The sequence below is a fragment of the Rhizobium sp. NPDC090275 genome, assembly GCF_044772225.1.
GTDB lineage: Bacteria > Pseudomonadota > Alphaproteobacteria > Rhizobiales > Rhizobiaceae > Rhizobium.
The window spans coordinates 216,227-238,761 of sequence record NZ_JBIVYL010000007.1; the positions used below are offsets into that span (position 1 = coordinate 216,227).

The window sequence follows — 22,535 nt, forward strand, 5'->3', positions numbered from 1 at the left end:
TCTTGGCTCGGGGCTGCCTTGTGCGGCCCCGAGCTTTTTTGTGCCCTGTGCAGCGCCTACCGAGAAAGTCTATCTGGCGACCGGCGCGTCAGTTCGGCGAGTATGGACGGACTGTTTGTTGTACGGGGGTCAATGAATATGTCTGTGCGATCTGTCATCAGCATTGTCGCAGCTTTCCTATGCGTCGCGGCATCGCCAGCCGGGGCCTGGGAGCGTGCCGGCTACGTCAGCTACCCGGCGACGGCGAAGTGCCTGAGCGAGAACATGTGCCTGCTGGTCAGTTGCCCGGCCGTGGGTGCGCCGAGCTTCGAGATGCTGATCTACGAGCACGGCAAGGCGACCGGCGAGCCGTTCGACATCGTCATCGATGGCCGTACATTCACCTTCCATCTGCCGGAGCGCGGCGCTCACGATCTCTATCGCTGGCCGCTTGCCGATGATTTCGCCGATGCCCTTCAGAAGGGGAGCCGAGCGACGCTGGCTTTCGATCCGGTCGGCCTGCCCTATGCGTTTTCGCTGCGCGGAAGCGGGGCTGCCGTGCGGCGGGTGCTTTCCGGCTGCGGATCGTCGACCGCGCCTGTGGTCGCTGCGGCGGCAGCGGGCGGGCGTCTCTCCGGCCTGAGCCCCGAGACGGATTGCCAGGTGGCCACGACGACGGGCGAGGTGGTGGACCTGACGATGAAGGCCTCCGGGCAGGCGATAGAAGGCTTCCAGTTCAAGGACAAGTACGGCACCGGCTACATCAACGTCGATCCGCCAGGCAATGCCAAGGTCATTCAGGCGAAGCTGAGGACGATCATCGTTCCGGGTGCGAAGCTGAAGATCGAGGTGCATGGATGCGGAGCGGCCGCCAGCGTGGAGGTGTTGTCGGCGGTCGAGGTGATCGAGTAGGGCCGGCACGGTCTTAGTCCCGCCGACGCGATGGGATTGCGGCATGGTCAACCGCGATGCGGCGATCTATGGTGCGCGGGCCATCGCTTCGCATGGCTATGCGGCAAGGAACAACATCGGATGCCATCCACCGAACTGCTGATCACCTTCTTCGTCACGACCGCGCTGTTTGCCTATATTCCCGGGCCGGCCATGCTTTACGCTGCCGCCCAGACGCTGGCGCGCGGACGGCGGGCCGGGTTCATGGCGACGCTCGGGATCCATGTCGGCTGCTATGTGCATGTGATCGCGGCCGCCGCCGGCCTGTCGATCATCTTTCATGCGGTGCCGGTGCTCTATATGGCGGTGAAGCTCGCGGGTGCGGCCTATCTGGTCTGGCTCGGCATCTCGCTGTTTCGCAGCAAGTCTCAAGGGGAGACGACGCTCTCCGCCATCGATCCGAAGTCCGGCCGGCGCGCCTTTGTCGAGAGTATCTCGATCGAGGTCTTGAACCCGAAGACGGCGATCTTCTTCCTGGCCTTCCTGCCGCAATTCATCGATCCGGCCGCCAGCTTTCCGGTCTGGCTGCAATTCGTGCTGCTGGGCACGATCGTCAATTTCATCTTCTCGTCGGCCGATATCGTCTGCGTGATGCTGGCGGGTGCCGTGGTTTCGAGGCTGAAGCGCTCGGGTTCGGCGCAGCGACTGGTGCAGCGCGCGGGCGGCGGAATACTGATCGGCCTCGGGGCGCATCTGGCGCTGCAGCGGAGTTAGCCGACACGATTGGTTTGGGCTCGGGGCTGCCTGGCGCTGCCCCGAGCTGCAAGGTCGGTTTTTAGAGGCCCGCCTCGGCCATCCAGAGTTCGGCATCGGCACCGCCCGGAATACGCAGCGGCGCCGATGGATCGGTCGCAGCCCGCCACACGGCTTCGGCCACGTCGGCGGCATGGGTCACGGGGCCGGTATCGTCCTGCACGCTCTTGATGAACTGCTGGAGCATCGGCGCATAGTCGGCGTCATCGAGGCCACGGAAATGGGGGCGGGCGTTTTCGCCGAAGCGGGTGGTTGGCGAGCGACCCGGCAGAACGATATGCACCCGCACGCCGAAGGGCTCCATCTCGACCGCCAAGGATTCCGTCAGCGCGTTCACGGCGGCCTTGCTGGCTCGATAGACACCGATGACCGGCAGCGTCTTCACCGTCACCGTCGACGTGACGTTGATGACAACGCCCGCGCGGCGCTGGCGCATCTGCGGCACGACGGCCTGGACCATTGCCAAGGTGCCGATCGTGTTTGTCTCGAACAGGGAGCGCACGGTCTCAGGCGCGGTGAGCTCGATGGGGGAAGGGGCGCCGAAGCCGGCGTTGTTGACCAGCACGTCGATATGACCGGCTGCGGCCACGGCCTCCGCGATACTTGCAGGGTCCGTGACGTCGAGCGGCAGAACGCGCAGGCGTTCGGAGGCCGGCAGCAGGTCGGGGTCGGGCTTGCGCATCGTCGCGATCACGTCCCAGCCGCGATCGAGAAAGAGTTTCGCTGTCTCCAGGCCAAAGCCGGACGAGCAACCGGTGATCAATATCGTGGGCATCTGCATCTCCAATTGAAAAGGATGATTGCAGGGTAGTGACCGCGTGCGAGACTTGATATAGGCTAAAGTCTCCATTTCTTTAGCGATAGTCCTGATTGTGGCCATTGATCCCCTTGCTGAAATCGTCACCCTGCTGCAGCCCGCCGCGCGTTTCTCGAAGCTGGTCGAATGCGCCGGCCTCTGGCGGATCGAACGCGAGGCCACGGGCGAGCCCTTCTATTGCGCTGTCATCGAGGGGCGCTGTCGTGTGACATTCGGGGAAGAGCCGCCGTTCATTCTTGAGGCCGGCGACTTCGTCCTGGTGCCGGCCATGCGTGATCTCGTCAATGAGAGCATCGATGCGCCGCGCGGCTTGCCCGCCGTCGTTCCAAAACAGATGAGTGACGGTCGCTTCCGCGCCGGTCGCCCCGATGGGCCGGCGGATCTGCGCATGCGCATCGGGCATTGCAGCTTCGGCTCGCCTGACACGGCGCTTCTGGTTTCGCTGCTGCCCGATGTCGTTGTCGTTCGCGGCGAACCGCGTCTGGCGACACTGATGCAATTGGTCGGCGAGGAGACGCGCGAGCAGCGGCCGGGGCGGGAGCTGGTGCTCGAGCGGTTGCTGGAGGTGTTGCTGATCGAGGCGCTCCGATCCGGCACGCAGCCGACAGGCGCGCCCGGCCTCAGCCGTGGTCTCGCGGATGAACGGCTGGCGGCAGCACTGCACGCGCTGCATGAGCGGCCAGCCCATCCCTGGACCGTGGCGGATCTCGCGACCGAGGCGTCGCTCTCACGATCGGCCTTCTTCGCGCGTTTCAGCCGTGTCGTCGGCCTGCCGCCGATGGAGTATCTGCTGGCTTGGCGCATGGCGCTCGCCAAGCAGCTGTTGCGCGGTCGCGAACTCGCGATGGATGAGGTGGCGGAGCGCGTGGGTTATGGCTCGGCGAGCGCGTTCAGCGTCGCCTTTTCGCGATATGCGGGCGTGCCGCCGGCTCGGTACGCCCGCAGTCAGCCCCTGCTTGAGAGGTGATCGACCAGCACGCGCAGCTTCTGCGGCTGGCGATGGCGGCGGGGGTAGTAGATGTAGAAGCCGTCGAAGGGCGGGCAGTAGGTCTCAAGCAGGGGCACGAGTTCGCCGCGCGCGATATGGGGCGCGAAGGTCTCGACCATGCCGAAGGTTATGCCGGCGCCTGACGAGGCCATGCGCAGCATCATGCCCATGTCGTTGGTGGTCATGTCGGGATCGACCGCGACATCGAAATCGCGGCCGTTCTCGGTGAATTCCCAGCGATAGGGGGCGGTGTCGGGTCTGGGGCGCCAGCCGATGCAGACGTGATCGACGAGATCGCGGGGATGTTGCGGCGCGCCGCGTCGCGCGATGTAATCGGGTGATGCGACGGCGCACTGGCGCTGGGCTGAAGAGACGGACACGGCCACCATGTCCTGCTCGATCACCTCGCCCAGCCTGATCCCTGCGTCGAAGCCGGCCTCGACGATATCGAATTCGCCGTCGGTGATGGTGATATCCAACCGCAGCTCCGGATATTTCGCCATGAAGCCTGCCAGCAGCGGGCCGGAGATGACGCGTTCGGCGATGGACGACACCGCGATGCGCAGCAGGCCGGACGGCCGCGCGCGGACCTCGCGTACGGCTTCGATCGCCTCGGTCACGCGGTTCGCAGGCTCCTTCACCAGGGATTGGAACAGCTCGCCCGCCTCCGTCAGCCGCACGCTGCGCGTGGTGCGCTGGACGAGCGTGACGCCCAGCCGGTCTTCCAGCCGCTGCAGCGCCTGGCTGACGGCGGAGCGGGTCACGCCCAGCCGCTCGGCGGCGACGCGGAAATTGCGCGCTTCCGCGACGGCAAGGAAAACGGAGATACCTTCAAACTGGTCGCTCATTGGTTAGAATAACTAACCAAGCTATCTCGGATTGGCAACTCGTTCGATGCCAATGTCGCCCCTATCTCTCATCCCATGGCAAGACGGAAGAGCCGTCGCCTGCAAACGCATCGGCCCTGCGAGGCCGGAAGAGGAGAGAGATGATGAGCGATCACCCCTATGTCGGCATGTGGATCACCGATGACGGCCGGGTTCGGCACGAGCTTCTGGCGAACGGCCGATACGACGAGGCGCGCGGCAACCGCGAGAGCGCCTATCAGGGGCGCTACGAGGTTCGTGGCGCCCATATCGATTACTGGGACGACACCGGCTTCACCGCCGACGGCGATTTCGTCGATCGCGACACGCTGCACCATGGCGGCATGATCCTGCGCCGGCGCTAAGGCTCAATAAAAGAATGGGCCGAGAGGCCCGGAAGGAGACGACATGACTGAGACTTCCCCCATCTGGTTCATTACCGGCGCTTCCTCGGGGCTTGGCCTCGCCTTGGCCGAAGCCGTATTGGCGCGCGGCTGGCGGGCGGCTGTTACGGCGCGCAAGCCCGGCGCGCTCGACGATCTGGTCGCGCGCTACGGCGATCATGTGCTGCCGCTTGCGCTCGATGTGCGCTCCAAGGCGTCGATCGACGAGGCAGTCGCTGCGGCGGAGAAGCATTTCGGCGGCATCGACGTGTTGGTCAACAATGCCGGCTACGGCTATCTCGCGGCGATCGAGGAGGGCGACGATCAGGAAATCCGCGACCAGTTCGAGACCAATGTCTTCGGCCTGATTGCGGTGACCAAGCGGGTGCTTCCCGGCATGCGCGGGCGACGTTGCGGGCATGTGTTCAACACCTCGTCGCTCGGCGGCCTCGTGGCGTTCGCGGCGACCGGTTATTATCACGCCACCAAATTCGCGGTTGAGGGACTGTCGGAATCGCTCTCTCACGAGGTGGCGCCGCTCGGGATCAAAGTCACCATTCTGGAGCCGGGCGCGTTTCGCACCAATTGGGCTGGGAGTTCGATGATCGAATCCGCGACCGTGATTGACGACTACGCCGAGACGGCGGGCAAGCGAAGGGCCGCGACCCGTGCTGTCTCGGGCAACCAGCCGGGTGATCCGGCGCGTGCCGCAGCGGCCGTCATTGCCGCCTACGAGGCGAAGGAGCCGCCGTTGCGTCTGCTGCTGGGCGCGCCGGCGCTGAAGATCGCGCGCGAGCGGCTGGATGCGCTGCGGTCGAATTTCGATGCTTGGGCGGATGTGACGCTGAGCGCGGATTTTCCGAGCTGAGACAACCAAACTAAGACAGGGAGGCGGGCGTGTGAGCGCCCGCTTTTACTTGACCGAGACCTCGGCCGTCGATTTGGCGGCGGGGCGGCTGTAGTCGTCGACGCGACCGGCCGGCGGTTTGGCCATCTCGCCATCCTGCACCAGCTTGTCGCGCGGCGACTTCGTGGCGCTGACTGGGATGGCAGCGCCGCCGAGAAGCGCCGTTCCGCCGTCGAGGTTGGGGTCCGAAAGCGCGATCGGGTCGGTGTGATCGGCCGGGTTCGACGAGAGGCCGATCGCCGGCGCGCCGCTGTTGTCGAGGCGCACGAGATCGGGGCTGGCCTGGGTGCCGAGAATGCGGCGGGCCGGCTTTTCGACATAGAATGCGACCTTGCGGCGGCCGGCATCGGTCATGTTGATGCCGTCGGAGGTGCGCAGGCGCACCTGCTGGCCGTTGATGTCGGAGCCGGTGACGATGAAATCGCCGCTTTCGCTGACGAAGCCATCCCAGATATCGACGAACTCGCCGCCGATCGATTCCACCTGCTTGCGGTAGACCTGATTCATCTGCGCCGCATCCGCCATCATCGAAGGCGAGTCGAAGGCCGGCAGGCCGACCCAGAGTAGCGGGATCTTTCTAGCCGTCACCGCCTTGCCGAAGGCGAGAACGCGGCGCTGGTATTCGGTGTACCAGCCATCGGTGCGGAACTTCTCCTTGCCGACATCGGTCACCATCTGCTGGCGGTCGTTGGCGCCGAGCATGACGACGACCATGGCGGGCTTGGCCTCATCCATGAATTTTGTGAGCTGCGTCGGCCAGTCGTAATAATCGTCGCGCACGAGGCCGGAGGCCACATTGCTGTGGGTCTCTATGAGGATGCCCGGCGAATCCTGGAAGGCCGCGTCCATTCCCACACCGAGGCCGCCGGCCAGGAAGTCGCCGACGACAAGGATCTTCTGGGCATTGTCGAGCTTCTCGACGACCTTCTCTTCCGGGGCGATCACGGGTGCCGCGCGTGGCGTGGAGACGGTGGCCTTGGGCGGCGCCTTCTTCTTGCGCTGGGGTACGGCGCGCGGCTGCGTGTATTGGTCGGGCGCCTGCGGGGCCTCGTCGATGTAGCGGCGGCCCAAGAAGAAATCCATGAGCGAGCGGCGCTGATAATAGCGCTGTTCCTGGGCTTCGGCCGAAACGGGAGGGAGGACAGAAGTGGAAAAGACCAGCACCGCCGCGCCCAACGCGCCCCAGCGGAGCATGCCGCGAACGCCACTCTTGGCTGTTGTCTGATCTACTCGTTTACGCATATCGGCCGCCCTGCATCGACGCTTATTTTCTCATGGAGCGGGACGGGCGTCCACACCCCAAAGCGCGGTGCGCGTGTTTTTGATCGCGACGTGACGGCTACTTGCGAAGCGCGTTCAGGAGCGGCAGCGAGGGTTCGCCATCCGCCTGCATGCCGATGCGGCCCTGGACAGCGGCGATCGCGGCCTTGGAACCACTGCCGAAATTGCCGTCGACTTCGCCGTCATAATAGCCGAGCGCCTTCAGGCGGGTCTGCAGCTCGAACTTCTCCTTGACGTCGAGCGTGCCATCCGGGCGCGGCCAGCGCTGCTTCATGCCGCCATAGCCGGCGATCTCGTCGGCAAGCAGGCCGACGGCGATGGCGTAGCTGTCGGAGGCATTGTACTTCTTGATGGTGTAGAAGTTGCTGGTCATCAGGAAGCCCGGGCCGTCATTGCCGGCAGGCATTTTCAAGACCGCCTTGCCGGAGCCGTCCTTGAAGCCCATGCCGCTCGGGCGCTTCAGGCCGAGGGCTGCCCACTGCGACAGCGTCATGGTCTTGCCGACGTGCTTCAGTGCGCTCGATGGAACCTGGACTTCGTAGCCCCAGGTCTTGCCGAAATCCCAGCCGTTCTTCTTCAGGAGATTGGCGGAGGTGGCGAGTGCATCGGGAACCGAGTTCCAGATGTCGCGGTGGCCGTTGCCATCGGCGTCGACGGCGTAGAGCAGGTAGCTGGTGGGAATGAACTGGGTGTGGCCCATGGCGCCGGCCCAGGAGCCGGTCATGCCATCTGGCGAGATGTCACCGTTCTGCAGAATCTTCAGGGCGGCGATCAGCTGCTTCTGCGCGAACTTGGCGCGTTTGGCGTCGGCATAGGCGAGCGTCGCCAGCGCGCGGGGCACGTAATGCAGCCTGTCGTCCTTCTCGAGAACGGCGCCGTAGTTCGATTCCATCGACCAGATCGCCAGGAGAATCGTCTTGTCGACACCGAAGTTACGCTCGATCCAATTCAACGTAGAGGCGTGTTTGGCCATCATCTTGCGGCCGATCTGGACGGTATAAGGATTTACGCGAGAATCCACGTAATCCCAGATTTTCGTCGTGAATTCAGGCTGATAGGCAGCCTTTTCCAGCACCGTCGGGTCAGGGTCGCTGACGCCGGCGAAAGCTTTACGATAAGTTGCCTTGCTGATGCCATTTTGAGCGGCAGTTTGATAGAAGTCCGCGATCCACTTCTGGAACCGCTGGTCAGCCATGGCGTTAACAGGCGCCAGACTGGCGGATGCGGTCATGATGAATGCGAATGCAAGACCACGAAGGGAGATTTTGTGATTTTGAGTCATCGGCGGTCATCCGTCCTTTCGTTTCAGGCACAGCAGAGCGCAAAAATTCCGCTCAGGCCTGAGACTACCCGAACGGAGTCAACAAATTCTTTACCATGACGCACGAACACAGTCACTATTTGCAAAACCGTAGCAAATCTCATCTAATCCGATCAAAATCGCGTTATATTTCAAGCGTTAGAATCATCGCAGGAGGCCTGTGTGGCAGAGCATAAAAAAGTTCGCAAAGCTGTATTCCCGGTCGCCGGTCTCGGCACGCGCTTCCTTCCGGCCACGAAGGCCGTTCCGAAGGAAATGCTGACTGTCGTCGACAAGCCGATCATTCAGTATGTGGTGGATGAAGCGCTGGAAGCCGGGATCGAGCATTTCGTTTTCGTGACGGGCCGTAACAAGCACATCATCGAAGACTATTTCGACATCCATTTCGAGCTTGAGCAGACGCTGCGCGAGCGCAGCAAGAACGCCGAAATCACCCTGCTCGCAGGCCAGCTTCCCAAGGCCGGTACCGTGAGCTTCACGCGCCAGCAGGAGCCGCTCGGCCTCGGTCACGCCGTATGGTGCGCCCGCGAGATCATCGGCGACGAGCCCTTCGCGCTGCTGCTTCCCGACATGATCATGAAGAGCGAAGCCAAGGGCTGCATGAAGGGCATGATCGACCTTTATGCCCAGAGCGGCGGCAACATCATCGCCGTCGAAGAGTGCGCGCCCGATCAGGCCCACAAGTACGGCATTGTCGGCGTCGGCGACGCGATCGGTGACGGCTTCCGCATCACCGGCATGGTCGAAAAGCCCGCCAAGGGCACCGCGCCGTCGAACTTCTTCATCAACGGCCGCTACATCCTGCAGCCCGAAGTGTTCAAGATCCTGGAAACTCAGGAACGCGGCGCCGGCAACGAGATTCAGCTCACCGACGGCATGCTGAAGCTCCTGAAGGACCAGGCTTTCGCCGGTTACCACTTCAAGGGCACGACCTATGACTGCGGCGCCAAGGATGGCTTCATCCTCGCCAACGTCGCCTTCGCGCTCGAGCGTGCGGATATCCGCCCGACAGTGATCGAAGGCTTCAAGGACCTGCTCAAGGGTCTCTGATATCAGGCGATCGAAGGGGAGGCCGCAGCGCGGTCTTCCCGATTGCTCTCAGCGTTTGAGCTTCAAACCGACGCCGGCTCGCCATTGCTGCGAGTCGGCGCCGACTTTTCTGGAGGTGAGTTCGTAGCCGATGGTGCTCGTCAGATCGAGATATCGGTTGATGTTCCAGGTCAGGCCGGCGCTGGTCGTATAGACCGTCTCGTCGCTGATCGTGCTATCCGACGGATAGTCGCGCAAGGTTATCCCACCCAGGAAGGTTCCGACCAGATTGTCGCGCAGCTGATGCGTGACCGTCGTCGTCATGGCGCGCGAGATATAGCCGGCGACACCCGGCGTGGTGGATGGCTGCAGGCTGGTCTGCAGGCCGAAATCGATATCCGTGCCACGCAGAGGCGACCAGCGGACGCTGGCATCGAGCACGGTTGCGTCGATATCGGAGAGCCTGTTGTCGTCGAAGCTGGCGATCTCGTAGCCGACGCCCACTTCGCCTCGCAGCTTTTCGCCGAGATCCACCTCGACGCCGACCTTGGCGCCGTAGCTGTCGCCGGAGCGCTGGTAGCCCGCCACGTCCGTCGTCTGGTCATACACCGTCTTGCCGACATTGCCTTCGAGGAAGGGGATCAGGGCCGGCGAGAGCTCGTAGCCGATGCGGCCGCGCAGGGTGCCCGATGTCTGGTCGCGGTCGCTGAGGGATACCACGGTGCCATCAGACAGCGTGGCGTCGGAATAGATCGTGCGGGTGAAATCGATGCCGGTGCTGCCGCGCAGGATGCCGAAGTCGCGCTCGATCGAGGCGCCTAGGGTGAACTCCTGCACGTCGGATTGTTGGTCGGCGTTCTGGATGGCGTTCGGGTCGTCGGTGTCTTCGCGGTAGAAGTGGTAGCCGCCGGTGATGTGGGCCGTGGTTTCCTCGGGGAGATCGAGCCTCAGATCGCCGTTGATCCGGAAGTCCGGCTGCTCCTCGCCTTCGCCGCTGACATTCTTCTGCCAGGCGCCCTCGCTGGTGATCAGCAGCTGATGCAGCGCCCAGTCCGACGTCAGCGTCGTCTTCATGTCGGTTTCGAGGAAGGCGCGCGTCTGCTTGACGTCGCCGTCCTTCTGCGTCTCGGTGTTGATGCTCTGCGTCACGGTCGGGCGCAGCACGAAGGTGCCGACGCGGATGCCAGGCGTTTCCTCGGTCGAGAGATTGACGTCGGGCTTGCGCGGCCTGCGCTCGTCGAGCGGCGCCTCGCGGGTGTTCAGCCGCATCATGTCTTCGTCGAGAATGGAGCCGGTGGTCTCATCGCTCGGCTGGTCGCCCGATGTGGTTTGCCGTGTGGTCGCGGTGGTGGCGTTGGCGGTGCCGTCGTTCGCATTGGCCGGGTCGTCGGCGGAGGCCGTGGCGCCGGGTATGGCCGTGCCGTCATCCGGTTGATCGCCCGTGGCATCGGGGGTGGCGATGTAGGCGGACTGGGAGAGCGGGGAGGAGGATGCGGCCGTGCGGGCCGATTGGGCGAGCGCCGAAGTGGGGGCTGCGAGCTCAAGACCTGCCAACACCACAGACACGGCAACGCCCGCCGCGCGGAGCGGCGTCAGACTGCTCGTATGTCTCCAATGGCCCATATGGTCGCGCTCGGCATGCTTCGAAGTGGTTACCCGAACGTAAAGCCTCGTGGTTAACCATTCGTTGCCATTTGGCCGAAGGCGGTGCTCAATCCGCCGCTATGGTGGACACCGCGCTGGAAAGCGGCTAACGGATGGCGATGATCAAGCGAGCGGTAAATCTCATCGACAACGGCGTGATCGACTCGGCCAGGCGCACACTCGCCACCGAACGACAGTCGTTGGTGTCCCTCGAACAGGCCTTTGACGGCGATCTCGCCGGGCCTTTCATGCAGGCCGTCGAAACGATCGGCGGGATTTCGGGGCGGGTGATCGTCACCGGCGTCGGCAAGAGCGGCCATATCGGCGTCAAGATCGCCGCGACGCTGGCATCAACAGGAACGCCCGCCTTCTTCATGCACGCCGCCGAGGCCAATCACGGCGATCTCGGCATGGTGGGGCTGGGGGATGCGGTGCTGGCGCTGTCGAAGGGCGGCGAGAGCGCGGAACTGCGCAACGTGATCGCCTATACGCGCCGCTTCTCCATTCCGCTGATCTCCATGACCTGCTCGCCGGACTCATCGCTGGCCAAGGCCTCCGATGTCGTGCTGTTGATGCCGAATGTCGAGGAAGCCTGCCCGCACGGCTTGGCGCCGACCACGTCGACCATGATGCAGCTGGCGCTCGGCGATGCACTGGCAATCGCTCTTCTGGAGGCGCGTGGCTTTACGGCGCGCGATTTCCATGTGTTCCATCCCGGCGGCAAGCTCGGTGCGGCCTTGAGCCACGTCGCCGACGTCATGCACACTGGCGAGCGCGTGCCGCTGGTTGCCAAGGGCACACCGCTGCCGGAGGCGATCTCGACGCTATCGCGCAAGCATTTCGGCTGCGTCGGCATTTTGGACGATGACGGCCGGCTTTGCGGTATCGTCACCGAGGGCGACATGGCGCGCAATCTGTCGCGCAACCTTTCGGAGCTCGTGGTTGACGATATCATGACGCGTTCGCCGAAGACGGTGAAGCCGAATGTCCTGGCGACCGCGGCGCTGGCATTGCTCAACAAGCACAGCATCGGCGCGCTCATCGTCGTCGATGATGACAACAAGCCGGTCGGGCTCATTCATTTCCACGATCTTCTCAGGATCGGCGTGGCCTGATCAAGGCCAGCTTGATCGGGATCAAGGCCAGCTTGATCGAGATCAGGCTTCCTCGACCGTCAGGTCGCGGCCGTTGCTTGATATGACCTTGACGCGCGCGCCCACGGGCAGATCCGGGCCGCTCACTTTCCATTGCGTGTCATCCAGCTTGATACGGCCGCGGCCCTCGGTGATCGGCTCGGCGAGCGTGGCCGTGCGGCCGACGAGGCTGGCGCCGCGCTGGTTGAGGAAGGGCTCGTCCGTCTCGCCATGATCGCGCGTCAGCTTGCGGCCGATGAAAGTGGCGGCGACGGCGAAGGCGGCGAACAGGATCGCCTGTAGCTGCCAGACCCAGAAGGCGCTATCCCAGAAGAGCAGCGACAGCGCGCCGACGGCGATTGCCGCAAGGCCGATCCAGACGAGGAAGAAGCCGGGCACCAGCATCTCGGCGGCGAGCAGCACGAGGCCGACGACCCACCAGCTCCATGGCCCCAATTCCGATGTGATGGCGGCCAGCATCTATCAGCGCTCCGGGTTCTGGTTGAACGGGTTGACCTGCGGCGTGGTGCGCGGTGCCTGAACCTGACGCGGGGCAGGGGCTGCCGGCGGAGTGTCGCCGCCGCCGAAGACTTCCTTGGCAATGGCGCCGATGCCGCTCAGCGAGCCGATGATTGACGAGGCCTCGATCGGCATCAGCACGACCTTGGAATTGGTGGCCGAGCCGATAGCGGTCAGCGCCTCTGTGTATTTCTGCGCCACGAAGTAGTTGATCGCCTGCACGTCGCCGGCGGCGATCGCTTCCGACACCATCTTGGTGGCCTTGGCCTCGGCCTCGGCCAGACGTTCGCGCGCCTCGGCGTTGCGGAAGGCGGATTCGCGCTGTCCTTCCGCCTGCAGGATCGCCGACTGCTTGGCGCCCTCGGCGCGCAGGATCTGCGCGTTTCTTGAGCCTTCGGCCTCCAGCACCTGGGCGCGCTTCTCGCGCTCGGCCTTCATCTGGCGGGCCATGGCGTCGACGAGATCGCGCGGCGGCTGGATGTCCTTGATCTCGACGCGGGTGACCTTGATGCCCCAGGGCTGGACGGCATCGTCAACGACGCGCAGCAGGCGGTCGTTGATGGCGTCGCGGTTGGAAAGCAGCTCGTCGAGGTCCATCGAGCCCATGACCGAGCGGATGTTGGTCATGGTCAGGTTGAGGATGGCGTTTTCGAGGTTGGAGACCTGGTAGGCCGCCTGGGCGGCATTGAGGATCTGGTAGAAGGCGACTGCATCGGCCGAGACGGAGGCATTGTCGCGGGTGATGACTTCTTGCGTCGGAACGTCGAGCACCTGCTCCATGACATTCATGCGGGCGCCGACGCGCTCGATGAAGGGGGTGATGATGTTGAGGCCGGGACCCAGCGTGCGGGTGTAGCGGCCGAAGCGTTCGACCGTGTACTGATAACCCTGCGGGACCGTCTTGATGCCGGCGAAGAGCACCAGGATGACGAAGACCACCAGCGCGATGACCACGATGTCGAAGCCGCCCAAAACCATGAAATACCTCCCAAATCCGAATCGAATAGCCGCACCTTAGCCGAGACGATTTCAAAAGCCACGCTCTCAGGTAGTCGTGCCGCGTTACCCATCAAATATGGGGGTTCGATTGGTTCTTCACAATGCGGTCCCTTTGGCCTAGAACGCGCCTATCCGGTCGCAGCCCACCCGGTCAAAACAAGGGATCAAACATCATGAAGACTATCGTCATCTGCTCCGGCGGATTGGACTCCGTTTCGCTTGCGCACAGGATCGCCGCGGAACAGCAACTTATCGGCCTGCTCTCGTTCGATTACGGCCAGCGTCACCGCAAGGAACTCGACTATGCCGCCGCCTGCGCAAAGCGGCTCGGCGTGCCGCATCAGATCATCGACATCAGGCCGATCGGCAGCCATCTCACCGGCTCGGCGCTGACCGACAATATCGACGTGCCCGACGGCCACTATGCCGAGGAAACCATGAAGGCGACGGTGGTTCCGAACCGCAACGCCATCATGCTCGCCATCGCCTTCGGGCTTGCCGCCGCGCAGAAGGCGGATGCCGTTGCCGTTGCCGTGCATGGCGGCGATCACTTCATCTATCCCGATTGCCGCCCCGGCTTCATCGACGCGTTTCAGGTGATGCAGGATGCCGCGCTGGACGGCTATGCCAGCGTCAAGCTGCAGGCGCCCTACGTCAATGCCACCAAGGCTGATATCGTCACGGATGGGGCAAAGCACGGCACGCCGTTTGCGGAGACGTGGTCGTGCTACAAGGGCGGGGCGCGCCATTGTGGGCGCTGCGGCACCTGCGTCGAGCGGCGCGAGGCCTTCCATCTGGCTGGCGTCGCGGACCCGACGGAGTACGAGGACGCGGATTTCTGGAAGTCGGCGACATCGGGCTTCTCGGCCACGGAGGTGTAACCCCGTGTTCCGCATTACCAAGGAATTCCACTTCTCCGCCTCGCATCAGCTCTCGCACCTGCCCGCCGATCACCAGTGCGCGCGGCTGCATGGCCACAACTATATCGTCGTCGTAGAGCTTGCCGCGTCAGAGCTCGACGCGGACGGCTTCGTGCGCGATTATCACGAGCTTGCCCCGCTGAAGCGCTATATCGACGATCGTTTCGACCACCGGCATCTGAACGAGGTGCTTGGTCATGATCGGGTGACGTCGGAATATCTCGCCAAGCACTTTTACGACTGGTGTAAGGCGATCCTGCCGGAAACGTCGGCCGTCCGGGTCAGCGAGACGCCGAAGACGTGGGCGGAGTATCGGCCATGAGCGCCGATCACAAGATCCGCGTCAGCGAGATCTTCGGGCCGACCATCCAGGGCGAGGGGGTGCTGATCGGCCTGCCGACGGTGTTTGTGCGTACCGGCGGCTGCGATTACCGCTGTTCGTGGTGCGACACGCTGCATGCCGTCGACAGCGAATATCGCGATCAATGGACGCCGATGTTGGTGGAGGAGATTTGGGCCGAGGTCGTTTCGCTCTCGGGCGGGCAGCCGCTGACCGTCTCGCTCTCCGGCGGCAATCCGGCGATCCAGCCGCTCGGGCCGCTGATTGCGCGCGGCCATGGCGAGGGCTATCGGTTCGCGCTGGAGACGCAGGGCAGTGTCGCCAGGGATTGGTTTGCCGATCTCGACACGCTGGTCTTGAGCCCGAAGCCGCCGTCGAGCGGCATGGAGACGGATTGGGGGCAGTTCGAGGACTGTCTGCGGAAGGCTGCCGGCGGGCCTGAGGTTGCGTTGAAGATCGTGGTGTTCGATGAGCGGGATTATCGATATGCGCGGGAGGTTGCGGGACGGTATCCGGATTTGCCGGTCTATCTGCAGCCGGGCAACCACACGCCACCGCCTGCCGATGACGATGATGCCAGGATCGATATCGACGGGATCATGGAGCGGATGTTGTGGCTGGTGGGGAAGGTGACCGAGGATCGGTGGTTCGAGGCGAGGGTGCTGCCGCAGCTGCATGTGTTGTTGTGGGGGAATCGGCGGGGGGTGTGAGTGGGATTGGTGGGGTGCTCGATAAAAGACCCCTCCCAACCCTCCCCACAAGGGGGAGGGCTTAACCTAGCCTCGCGCTCGGTGCGCAATTGAGGCAGTCGAGTGCCGCGGGTCTTCTCCCCCCTTGTGGGGGAGATGGCCGGCAGGCCAGAGAGGGTGTTTCAGGCCGCAGCGTAACTTATCTCAAACCCATCCCAACAATTCCCGCCGCACCACCTTCTCCAGCACCGCCATCCCATCATCGCTGTCGTTCAGACACGGAATATGCGCGAATTTCTCGCCGCCGTTCTCATGGAAGGAATGGGCCGCCTGCTCGGCGATCTCTTCCAGCGTCTCCAGACAGTCGGAGACGAAGCCGGGGTTGAGGACAGCGATCTTTCTCACGCCGTCCTTGGCGAGCTGCTCCACCGTCTTGTCGGTGTAGGGCTGCAGCCACTCTTCCGGGCCGAAGCGGGACTGGAAGGTGACCATGAACTGGTCTTTCGACAGACCGAGCTTTTCGCGCAGCAGGCGGCCGGTCTTCTGGCACTGGCAGTAATAGGGATCGCCCTTCTTGAAGTAGGACATGGGGATGCCGTGGAAGGAGGCGATGATCTTTTCCGGTTGCCAGTCGAGCGTCGACAGGTGCTTCGTGATCGAGTTGGCCAGCGCCTCGATATAGGTGTCGTCGTCGTGATAATCGGGCACGGTGCGCAGCGCCGGCTGCCAGCGCATCGTCAAGAGGTGCTGGAAGGCCTTGTCGTTGACGGTCGCGGTGGTGGCGGCGGCATATTGCGGATAGAGCGGGAAGAGCACAATGCGGTCGCAGCCGTCGTCCTTCAGCGCCTGGATGCGCGAGGCGATCGAGGGGGTGCCGTAGCGCATGGCCCAGTCGACCTTGACGTTCTCCAAATCCTTCAGCCGCTCGGCCATCAGGTCGGACTGGCTGCGCGTGTAGGTGCGCAGATAGCTCTCGTCTTTTTCCTTGTTCCAGATCAGCTCGTAAGCCTTGCCGACCTTGCCCGGGCGGGTGTTCAGTACGATGCCGAAGAGGATCGGATACCACTTCCAGGGCGACCACTCGATGACGCGCTTGTCGGTCAGGAATTCCTTGAGATAGCGGCGCATCGAGGTGTAGTCGGTGCCGTCAGGCGTGCCGAGATTGACGAGCAGGACGCCCACCTTGCCATAGTTCACCTTCGGGTGGTTCGCCGGATGGTGCGTGGTATCAACGGTCGTCATTCAAACCTCAGTTCTGCTGCTCAGCCGCTCATACGCGGACGAGATCGAATGGTTCACCCTATAGGAACAAAAGCCGGCCCGGGAAACCCCGGACCGGCTCACATCATTGGGACAAATCGTCATACTTTATGCCGTCCAGCCGCAAGGCTTACTTGGACGGGATCTGCAGCTCCTTGCCAACAGTCAGGTGGCGCGGGGTCGGCTTGCCGTTGGCCTCGGAGATCTTCTTCCAGAGCGTGCCGTCGCCATAGAACTGCTTGGCGAGATCCCACAGCGTGTCGCCCGATGCGATGACGTGGGTGGTCGGCGTGTTCGGAGCGAGGGCCGCAGGGGCTTCCGTGGACGGTGCGGTTGCTGCCGGAGCGGTGGGAGCGGGCGTTGCCTCAGGCGTGGCCGGTGCCGGTGCGGTTGCTGCCGGTGCCGAGGGGGCTGCCGGTATGGTCGTCTCGGATGCCGTCGGTGCAGGCGCTGCGGCCGAAGAGGCGACCTCGGTCACACGTCCATCCGTGTAGGGCTTGTAGGGCGAATGGGCGGCGAGGAAGTCCGCGGTGACGTCGGCGAGATCGGGGCCGAAGTCATAGGCGTTCTTGCCCGCCGTGGCGAAGATCGAATAGCCGTCGCCGCCTGCGCGCATGTAGTTGTTGGTGACCACGCCGTAGGTCTTGGCGTCGTCGAGGGGCACAAAGGCATCGCCGTCCTTGACCTCGACGGAGACGACGCGGCTGCCTGGCGGCTTCGACTTGTCGAAGCTGTACTTCAAGCCCGCAACCTGCGGGAAGCGGCCGGCGCCTTCCTCGATCTTGCCGAGGCCGTTTTCCAGCGCTGCGCGGATATCGGCGCCTGTCAGCTGGAAGGTTGCGAGCGTGTTCTGGAAGGGGAGGACGGTGACGACTTCGCCCTGGGTGACGTCGCCGCCGTCGATCGACGAGCGCAGGCCGCCGCCGTTCTGGATGGCGATCTGCATGCCCTGGCTCTTGCCGCGATCGAGCATGGCGTCGGCGACGAGGTTGCCCATCGAGCACTCCTCGACGCGGCAGACCTTGCGGTCGCCTTCGATCGGGCCCTCGGAGGAGCCGATGACCTTCTTGCGCAGGTCCTCGATCGGCTTGGCGAGCTCGGTGATGCGGGCGGCGATTTCGGGATCGGGCGTGAACGAGCTGTCGATCAGGATCGGATCGCCCTTGGCTTCCTTGACGACGCCGTTGTCGTCGAAAGTGATCACGACATCGCCGAGATACTTGCTGTAGGAGGCGGCGGTGACGACGGGGACCTTATAGCCACCGGGATTGTCGACCATGGTCGGATAGGGACCTTCGGCCTTCGGGTCGGTGTTCGACAGCAGCGTGTGCGAGTGGCCGCCGACGACGACATCGACATCGGGGATCTTGGCGATGTCGGAGAGGTCCCTGGTATAGCCGACATGCGTCAGCGCGATGATCTTGTTGACGCCCTCGGCCTTGAGCTTGGCGGCTTCCTTGGTGATAGCCGCGACATCGTCGGTGAACTTGACGTTCGGGCCGGGGGAGGCGAGCTCCGGGGTTTCGGTGGTGACGACGCCGATGATGCCGATCTTCTGGCCGCCGATCTCGAGCACGACCGACGGTTCCGGCTTCTTCTTGATCGTCGAGGCGTCGGAGATTTCGACATTGGCGGCGGTGACGGGGAAGGCGACCTTGTCCATGAACGGCGCCAGCGCCTTTTCGCCATCATCGAATTCATGGTTGCCGAGCGTCATGGCGTCGAACTTGATCGCGTTGACCATCTCCAGTTCGGCGGTGCCCTTGTATGTCGAGTAGAAGAGCGAGCCCTGGAAATTGTCGCCGGCGTTGAGCGTCAGCACGTTCTGGCCGGCCAATGCCGCGCGGCGCTGGTCGATCGCGGTCTTGAGGCGTGCGGCGCCGCCGAAGCATTCCTTCTTGCTCTCCTCTTCGGCCGAGCAGGTGGAATCGAACTTGTTGATCGCCTCGATGCGCGAATGGAAATCGTTGATGTGCAAAATATTGAGCTGGTAATCGGCAAAGGCGGCGCTGCTCGACAGCGCCAATACGGACGCGGTCAGCAGACCGAATTGAAACGACTTCGTCATCCTGTTCTCCTGGTTTTTATCGGCGACGCTCGAACCCGATCCGTTTTGCCGGATGCCAGTCCCCCAAGCCCCGCCGTCCCTACACGGTCGATGTTTCCATCAACCCTTAGTGGCCGCAAGAGAAAAACCTGTGACAGCGCGGGTGCATTCCAAGAGCGGTAAACAAAAAAAGCTCCCGCGAGGGGAGCTTTTCCGATCGACCATACAAGGCGATTTACATGTGGCGGTTGAGGCTGAACTGCGAGCCGCTGTCGGAGGTGCAGTTGAGCTGGCTCTGGGTGACCAGCGCGCAGTTGACCTTGGACTGCGTCTTGCGCACCAGCGAGGTCATGTTGATCTCGACCAGCGTCGGCGACGTGTTGATGTAGGTGCCGGAGGCCAGCATCTGGTTGGTGTCGGTCGTGCGCGTCGTGAACGTCCCGGCCTGGAAGGTGGAGATGATGCCGTTCGGATCCGACCAGGAGCCTTCCACGCCTGTCGGCGCCGGGGCGGCGGCAACGGGCATCGGACGCGGTGACTGCGGAACGCAGGCCGAAAGGGCCGCCGAAGCACTCGCGATCACGAGGAGGGTTTTGAGTCTCATAAGATTCTCCCGGAAGTTCAGACCGAAAAACATAACGCTTGGTTAACGAACACATGGCGCGAGCGTTCCGGGAAGGCAAGGCTTCTTGCGCGCGTCAGGGCATTTATACAGCAGGCGTTACAAAAATGCCCGCCTTGCGGCGGGCATCTGGTGATCGTGATCTCGTTTCTATCAGCGAACGAGGATGTTCTTGAACTGCCAAGGATCCTTGGTGTCGATGTCCTCTGGGAAGAGGCCCGGGCGGCCATCGAGCGGGGTCCAGTCGGTATAGTGACCTTCGACCGGGCCGAGGTAGGGCAGCTGTACTTCGAGGCAGCGCTTGTAGTCGATCTCGTCGGCTTCGACGATGCCGGCCCTCGGGTTTTCAAGCGCGTAGACCATGCCGGCCAGAACCGCCGAGGTGACCTGCAGGCCGGTGGCGTTCTGGTAAGGCGCGATGCGGCGGGTCTCTTCGAGCGACAGGCGCGAGCCGAACCAGTAGGCGTTCTTCTCGTGGCCGTAGAGCAGCACGCCGAGTTCGTCGACGCCGTCAACGAGTTCGTGCTCGTCGAGAACGTGGTGAACCGGCTGCGCGGTGCCGCCATTGCCGAACATCTCATGCAGCGACAGAACGGCGTCGTTGGCGGGATGGTAGGCATAGTGGCAGGTCGGGCGGAAGGTCACTTCGCCGTCCTTGTCGCGCACCGTGAAGTAGTCGGCGATCGAGATGGACTCGTTGTGGGTGACGAGGAAGCCATACTGCGGGCCAGGCGTCGGGCACCAGGTGCGAACGCGGGTGTTGGCGCCCGGCTGCTCGAGGTAGATGGCGGCCTGGCAGCCCTTCTTGTGCTTCTTGGCGTTCTTCGGCATCCAGTTTTCGTGGGTGCCCCAGCCGAGTTCGGCCGGCTGCAGGCCTTCGGAAATGAAGCCTTCGACGGACCAGGTGTTCCAGAAGACGTTGAGCGGCTTCGGGGTCTTGGTGAGCTGCGTGTCGCGCTCTGCGATGTGGACGCCCTTGACGCCGAGCTTCTTCATCAGCTTGGCCCAGCCTTCGCGGTCATGCTGATCCGGCTCGTCGAACTTGAGGCCGGTGTCGTTGGCGAGGTTGACCAGCGCCTGCTTGACGAACCAGGAAACCATGCCCGGGTTTGCGCCGCAGGTGGAAACGGCGGTGGCGCCACCAGGGTTCTTGGCCTTTTCCTTGCGAACGGTTTCGCGCAGCGCATAGTTGGTGCGGTCGGCGTTCTTCATGGACTTGTCGAAGTAGAAACCGAGCCACGGCTCGACGACGGTGTCGATGTAGAGAACGTCGAGCTTGCGGCAGAGCTTCATCAGGTCGAGCGAGCCGGTGTCGACCGAGAGGTTGACGCAGAAGCCCTGGCCTTCGCCTTCGGTCAGAAGCGGCTTCAGGAGTTCCTTGTAGTTGTCCTTCGTCACATATTCCTTGATGTGACGGACGCCGTGCTGCTTGAGGATCTCCATGTCGGAGGGCTCTTCACGCGGGTCGATGACGACCATCCGGCTCTTGTCGAACTTGAAGTGGCGCTCGATCAGGGGCAGCGTGCCGCGGCCAATGGAGCCAAAGCCGATCATGACGATCGGGCCGGTAATTTCGGCATATACCGGGTGGTTCTGTTCCGTCATTCTTTTCTCCTGTGGAAGGCGACGAAGGCGAGAAGCCTCTAAGAATTCATTTGAAATCGTTCAAATACCGCTAGGTGACCGGCTCTAATCACAAAATCACGTCACAATAAAGAGCGTTCCGGTCGGGAATGTAAATATCAGGTGAAGCGATCGTTGCTTGCAAACGCGTGCAATTTCGCCGCGAGTTCGCGCTTCTGCAGGCTCAGTCCCTTGTAGGCCGCCTGGTGCTCGTCGAGGCTTTCGAGCTGGGCTGCGAAGCTTAGCGCCAGGCTTTGTGCCTGCGGGTGATGGGCAATAGCGGAGATCGGATCGACGTAGACGCGGATCGTGAAGAGGATATCGCCCGAGCGTGGGAGCTTGCGCAGCGTCTGGCGCTCGACGCGGGCGAAGCGATCGGCCAGCGTGAACGGTTCTGCCTGCGGCGGGCGGCGGTGCTTGGAGAGCGGCAGGAAGAGGGCGCTGGAGGTGTTGACCGACCAGTTCAGCCGCTCGACCGGTTGAGAAACCTGAAGATTGTCGAAAATGCGGTGGATGAGGGTGGCGTTGCGCGTGCCCTCTCCGAAGCCCGGCACATCCGCATGGATCGCATGCATGGGCCGGCCGAATTTTTCGCGCAGCGACCAGGAGGAGGGGAAGGCGACGAAGCCGGCCACGAGATGCCAGCCATCTTGCTTGCGGCGCATGATGACGAGATCGTCCTGGATCATCAGGCCAGCGCGGAGCAGCGGCGGGAGATCGCTGCGAGTGTCTAGCAAGTCGGCACAGAGGTTGGGGTGGCGTTCGCGCAGATGTTGCCGCAGCAGGTCGAGCGCTTCCTGCTGTGCGTCCAATGTGTCGGCTTCGGCGACGAAGATATCGTCGCGCCTGCTCTCGACCAGCGCACGCTTTTCGCCAACATAGCGAGCCCAGTCGGCATCGGGCTCGATCCAGCGGTCGGCATCGAGCGGCATCAGGCCGATGGTGAAAGGCTTGGCCGAGCCGTCATAGGGCGTGTAGGTCGGTGGCGTCATGGATGAACTCTAGCGCTCCGGCGTACCCTGATGGAAGACCATGCGCCACGTGCCGTTGGCATCGCGGCGCCAGATGGAGCTGCGGAGCGCCTGGACGGGCGGCTCCCCCCGGACGATGCGCTCCGAGCGATAGGTGGCGAGAACCACGTCGGATGCGAGTGTTTGAATTTCGAAATCCGTCAGCTGGCGCGTCGTGCCGTCGCTGGGCTCTTCCAGCAGAGCGGCGATGATCTCCTCGTAACGATAAAGGCGACCGGAGCTGCCGATCTCGCGAAAATCCGGTGAGAGCAGGGTCTCGAGCAGGCTGCGCTTGTTGCGGACCGTCTGGTCGAACAACCTCTCTTCCAGCAAACGGATATGGTCGCGCAGTTCGCTGTTCATCGGCTTACCCCTCCCAAACCTCCAGCCCGGCTATCTCCGCCGTGAACCAAGGCGTCGCATTCCGGAACAACCAAATAGTGCAATTGCGCCG

At 63.3% G+C, this 22,535-nt stretch carries 23 protein-coding genes; 10 read left to right on the top strand and 13 right to left on the bottom strand.

Going from position 1 to position 22,535, the window contains the following annotated elements:
• The first annotated feature begins 138 nt into the window (after positions 1–138).
• Both ACIQUB_RS19215 and ACIQUB_RS19220 read left to right on the top strand, forming a co-directional pair.
• The gene (locus ACIQUB_RS19215) at positions 139–891 is read left to right on the top strand and encodes a hypothetical protein (RefSeq protein WP_162737450.1); all 753 of its coding nucleotides are present in this window, start codon (positions 139–141) and stop codon (positions 889–891) included.
• A 120-nt stretch (positions 892–1,011) separates the two neighbouring features.
• A complete protein-coding gene (locus tag ACIQUB_RS19220) occupies positions 1,012–1,644 on the top strand; it encodes a LysE family translocator (protein ID WP_113237061.1) in 633 nt (210 codons plus the stop codon).
• Between the two features lie 61 nt (positions 1,645–1,705).
• Here the strand turns inward: ACIQUB_RS19220 and ACIQUB_RS19225 are convergent, their stop codons facing one another.
• On the bottom strand, positions 1,706–2,458 hold the full coding sequence (locus ACIQUB_RS19225) for an SDR family oxidoreductase (protein WP_113237062.1): 753 nt from the start codon (positions 2,456–2,458) through the stop codon (positions 1,706–1,708).
• Between the two features lie 97 nt (positions 2,459–2,555).
• Between ACIQUB_RS19225 and ACIQUB_RS19230 the strand changes: the two genes are divergently transcribed.
• A complete protein-coding gene (locus ACIQUB_RS19230; RefSeq protein WP_113237063.1) occupies positions 2,556–3,467 on the top strand; it encodes an AraC family transcriptional regulator in 912 nt (303 codons plus the stop codon).
• On the opposite strand, the gene ACIQUB_RS19235 is transcribed toward ACIQUB_RS19230, so the two are convergent.
• Positions 3,446–4,336, bottom strand: a complete 891-nt coding sequence (locus ACIQUB_RS19235; RefSeq protein ID WP_113237064.1) for a LysR family transcriptional regulator — start codon at positions 4,334–4,336, stop codon at positions 3,446–3,448. The genes ACIQUB_RS19230 and ACIQUB_RS19235 overlap by 22 nt on opposite strands.
• Positions 4,337–4,359: 23 nt before the next feature.
• On the opposite strand from ACIQUB_RS19235, the gene ACIQUB_RS19240 reads away from it, so the two are divergent.
• Both ACIQUB_RS19240 and ACIQUB_RS19245 read left to right on the top strand, forming a co-directional pair.
• Positions 4,360–4,719 (top strand): Atu4866 domain-containing protein, encoded by a 360-nt coding sequence (locus tag ACIQUB_RS19240; RefSeq protein WP_402931506.1) that lies wholly within the window; start codon positions 4,360–4,362, stop codon positions 4,717–4,719.
• A 43-nt stretch (positions 4,720–4,762) separates the two neighbouring features.
• The gene (locus tag ACIQUB_RS19245; protein ID WP_113237065.1) at positions 4,763–5,605 is read left to right on the top strand and encodes an oxidoreductase; all 843 of its coding nucleotides are present in this window, start codon (positions 4,763–4,765) and stop codon (positions 5,603–5,605) included.
• A 45-nt stretch (positions 5,606–5,650) separates the two neighbouring features.
• Here ACIQUB_RS19245 and ACIQUB_RS19250 read toward each other — a convergent pair whose 3' ends face one another.
• Entirely contained in the window at positions 5,651–6,886 is a 1,236-nt protein-coding gene (locus ACIQUB_RS19250) for an SGNH family hydrolase (protein WP_402931387.1), read from the bottom strand.
• A 97-nt stretch (positions 6,887–6,983) separates the two neighbouring features.
• Positions 6,984–8,207 carry a lytic murein transglycosylase gene (locus ACIQUB_RS19255; RefSeq protein WP_113237067.1) on the bottom strand — a complete coding sequence of 408 codons (1,224 nt, stop codon included), beginning with the start codon at positions 8,205–8,207 and terminating at the stop codon, positions 6,984–6,986.
• Between the two features lie 201 nt (positions 8,208–8,408).
• Here ACIQUB_RS19255 and galU point away from each other — a divergent pair, with 201 nt between their 5' ends.
• The gene (gene galU / locus ACIQUB_RS19260; protein WP_018899750.1) at positions 8,409–9,296 is read left to right on the top strand and encodes a UTP--glucose-1-phosphate uridylyltransferase GalU; all 888 of its coding nucleotides are present in this window, start codon (positions 8,409–8,411) and stop codon (positions 9,294–9,296) included.
• Positions 9,297–9,344: 48 nt separating this feature from the next.
• Here galU and ACIQUB_RS19265 read toward each other — a convergent pair whose 3' ends face one another.
• Positions 9,345–10,898 carry an outer membrane beta-barrel protein gene (locus ACIQUB_RS19265; protein WP_113237068.1) on the bottom strand — a complete coding sequence of 518 codons (1,554 nt, stop codon included), beginning with the start codon at positions 10,896–10,898 and terminating at the stop codon, positions 9,345–9,347.
• A 140-nt stretch (positions 10,899–11,038) separates the two neighbouring features.
• On the opposite strand from ACIQUB_RS19265, the gene ACIQUB_RS19270 reads away from it, so the two are divergent.
• The gene (locus tag ACIQUB_RS19270) at positions 11,039–12,034 is read left to right on the top strand and encodes a KpsF/GutQ family sugar-phosphate isomerase (protein WP_113237074.1); all 996 of its coding nucleotides are present in this window, start codon (positions 11,039–11,041) and stop codon (positions 12,032–12,034) included.
• Between the two features lie 42 nt (positions 12,035–12,076).
• On the opposite strand, the gene ACIQUB_RS19275 is transcribed toward ACIQUB_RS19270, so the two are convergent.
• Both ACIQUB_RS19275 and ACIQUB_RS19280 read right to left on the bottom strand, forming a co-directional pair.
• Positions 12,077–12,532, bottom strand: coding sequence for an NfeD family protein (locus ACIQUB_RS19275; RefSeq protein ID WP_047509498.1), 456 nt, complete (start codon positions 12,530–12,532; stop codon positions 12,077–12,079).
• Between the two features lie 3 nt (positions 12,533–12,535).
• Positions 12,536–13,549 carry an SPFH domain-containing protein gene (locus ACIQUB_RS19280; protein ID WP_112945244.1) on the bottom strand — a complete coding sequence of 338 codons (1,014 nt, stop codon included), beginning with the start codon at positions 13,547–13,549 and terminating at the stop codon, positions 12,536–12,538.
• Positions 13,550–13,743: 194 nt separating this feature from the next.
• On the opposite strand from ACIQUB_RS19280, the gene queC reads away from it, so the two are divergent.
• From queC to queE, 3 genes are read left to right on the top strand one after another with little or no spacing between them, the layout of a single operon-like run.
• Positions 13,744–14,451, top strand: a complete 708-nt coding sequence (gene queC / locus ACIQUB_RS19285) for a 7-cyano-7-deazaguanine synthase QueC (RefSeq protein WP_113237069.1) — start codon at positions 13,744–13,746, stop codon at positions 14,449–14,451.
• A 4-nt stretch (positions 14,452–14,455) separates the two neighbouring features.
• Entirely contained in the window at positions 14,456–14,812 is a 357-nt protein-coding gene (gene queD, locus ACIQUB_RS19290; protein ID WP_113237070.1) for a 6-carboxytetrahydropterin synthase QueD, read from the top strand.
• Positions 14,809–15,540: a 7-carboxy-7-deazaguanine synthase QueE gene (gene queE / locus ACIQUB_RS19295; protein ID WP_113237071.1), complete on the top strand. Its 732-nt coding sequence runs from the start codon at positions 14,809–14,811 to the stop codon at positions 15,538–15,540. Before queD ends, queE begins: the two co-directional genes overlap by 4 nt.
• Before the next feature lie 183 nt (positions 15,541–15,723).
• Here queE and hemH read toward each other — a convergent pair whose 3' ends face one another.
• The 6 genes from hemH to ACIQUB_RS19325 all read right to left on the bottom strand — a co-directional run bounded on the left by hemH (position 15,724) and on the right by ACIQUB_RS19325 (position 22,444).
• Positions 15,724–16,761 (bottom strand): ferrochelatase, encoded by a 1,038-nt coding sequence (hemH, locus tag ACIQUB_RS19300; RefSeq protein WP_402931393.1) that lies wholly within the window; start codon positions 16,759–16,761, stop codon positions 15,724–15,726.
• A 148-nt stretch (positions 16,762–16,909) separates the two neighbouring features.
• Positions 16,910–18,847 (bottom strand): 5'-nucleotidase C-terminal domain-containing protein, encoded by a 1,938-nt coding sequence (locus tag ACIQUB_RS19305; RefSeq protein WP_402931395.1) that lies wholly within the window; start codon positions 18,845–18,847, stop codon positions 16,910–16,912.
• Between the two features lie 214 nt (positions 18,848–19,061).
• On the bottom strand, positions 19,062–19,430 hold the full coding sequence (gene omp10, locus ACIQUB_RS19310; RefSeq protein ID WP_113236461.1) for an outer membrane lipoprotein Omp10: 369 nt from the start codon (positions 19,428–19,430) through the stop codon (positions 19,062–19,064).
• 171 nt (positions 19,431–19,601) lie between these two features.
• Entirely contained in the window at positions 19,602–21,053 is a 1,452-nt protein-coding gene (locus ACIQUB_RS19315; protein ID WP_113236412.1) for a homospermidine synthase, read from the bottom strand.
• 137 nt (positions 21,054–21,190) lie between these two features.
• Positions 21,191–22,063, bottom strand: coding sequence for a DUF3445 domain-containing protein (locus tag ACIQUB_RS19320; protein ID WP_113236413.1), 873 nt, complete (start codon positions 22,061–22,063; stop codon positions 21,191–21,193).
• Positions 22,064–22,072: 9 nt separating this feature from the next.
• A complete protein-coding gene (locus tag ACIQUB_RS19325) occupies positions 22,073–22,444 on the bottom strand; it encodes a DUF4440 domain-containing protein (protein WP_113236414.1) in 372 nt (123 codons plus the stop codon).
• Positions 22,445–22,535: the final 91 nt, after the last annotated feature.

Bases quoted from the DNA above. Each gene is read 5' to 3' on its own strand.
- ACIQUB_RS19305 (WP_402931395.1), bottom strand. From the start codon at position 18,847: ATGACGAAGTCGTTTCAATTCGGTCTGCTGACCGCGTCCGTATTGGCG.
- ACIQUB_RS19215 (WP_162737450.1), top strand. From the start codon at position 139: ATGTCTGTGCGATCTGTCATCAGCATTGTCGCAGCTTTCCTATGCGTC.
- ACIQUB_RS19225 (WP_113237062.1), bottom strand. From the start codon at position 2,458: ATGCCCACGATATTGATCACCGGTTGCTCGTCCGGCTTTGGCCTGGAG.
- ACIQUB_RS19315 (WP_113236412.1), bottom strand. From the start codon at position 21,053: ATGACGGAACAGAACCACCCGGTATATGCCGAAATTACCGGCCCGATC.
- queC (WP_113237069.1), top strand. From the start codon at position 13,744: ATGAAGACTATCGTCATCTGCTCCGGCGGATTGGACTCCGTTTCGCTT.
- ACIQUB_RS19265 (WP_113237068.1), bottom strand. From the start codon at position 10,898: ATGGGCCATTGGAGACATACGAGCAGTCTGACGCCGCTCCGCGCGGCG.
- ACIQUB_RS19325 (WP_113236414.1), bottom strand. From the start codon at position 22,444: ATGAACAGCGAACTGCGCGACCATATCCGTTTGCTGGAAGAGAGGTTG.
- ACIQUB_RS19270 (WP_113237074.1), top strand. From the start codon at position 11,039: ATGATCAAGCGAGCGGTAAATCTCATCGACAACGGCGTGATCGACTCG.
- ACIQUB_RS19280 (WP_112945244.1), bottom strand. From the start codon at position 13,549: ATGGTTTTGGGCGGCTTCGACATCGTGGTCATCGCGCTGGTGGTCTTC.
- ACIQUB_RS19250 (WP_402931387.1), bottom strand. From the start codon at position 6,886: ATGCGTAAACGAGTAGATCAGACAACAGCCAAGAGTGGCGTTCGCGGC.
- ACIQUB_RS19235 (WP_113237064.1), bottom strand. From the start codon at position 4,336: ATGAGCGACCAGTTTGAAGGTATCTCCGTTTTCCTTGCCGTCGCGGAA.
- ACIQUB_RS19245 (WP_113237065.1), top strand. From the start codon at position 4,763: ATGACTGAGACTTCCCCCATCTGGTTCATTACCGGCGCTTCCTCGGGG.
- ACIQUB_RS19220 (WP_113237061.1), top strand. From the start codon at position 1,012: ATGCCATCCACCGAACTGCTGATCACCTTCTTCGTCACGACCGCGCTG.
- ACIQUB_RS19275 (WP_047509498.1), bottom strand. From the start codon at position 12,532: ATGCTGGCCGCCATCACATCGGAATTGGGGCCATGGAGCTGGTGGGTC.
- queE (WP_113237071.1), top strand. From the start codon at position 14,809: ATGAGCGCCGATCACAAGATCCGCGTCAGCGAGATCTTCGGGCCGACC.
- ACIQUB_RS19320 (WP_113236413.1), bottom strand. From the start codon at position 22,063: ATGACGCCACCGACCTACACGCCCTATGACGGCTCGGCCAAGCCTTTC.
- hemH (WP_402931393.1), bottom strand. From the start codon at position 16,761: ATGACGACCGTTGATACCACGCACCATCCGGCGAACCACCCGAAGGTG.
- omp10 (WP_113236461.1), bottom strand. From the start codon at position 19,430: ATGAGACTCAAAACCCTCCTCGTGATCGCGAGTGCTTCGGCGGCCCTT.
- ACIQUB_RS19255 (WP_113237067.1), bottom strand. From the start codon at position 8,207: ATGACTCAAAATCACAAAATCTCCCTTCGTGGTCTTGCATTCGCATTC.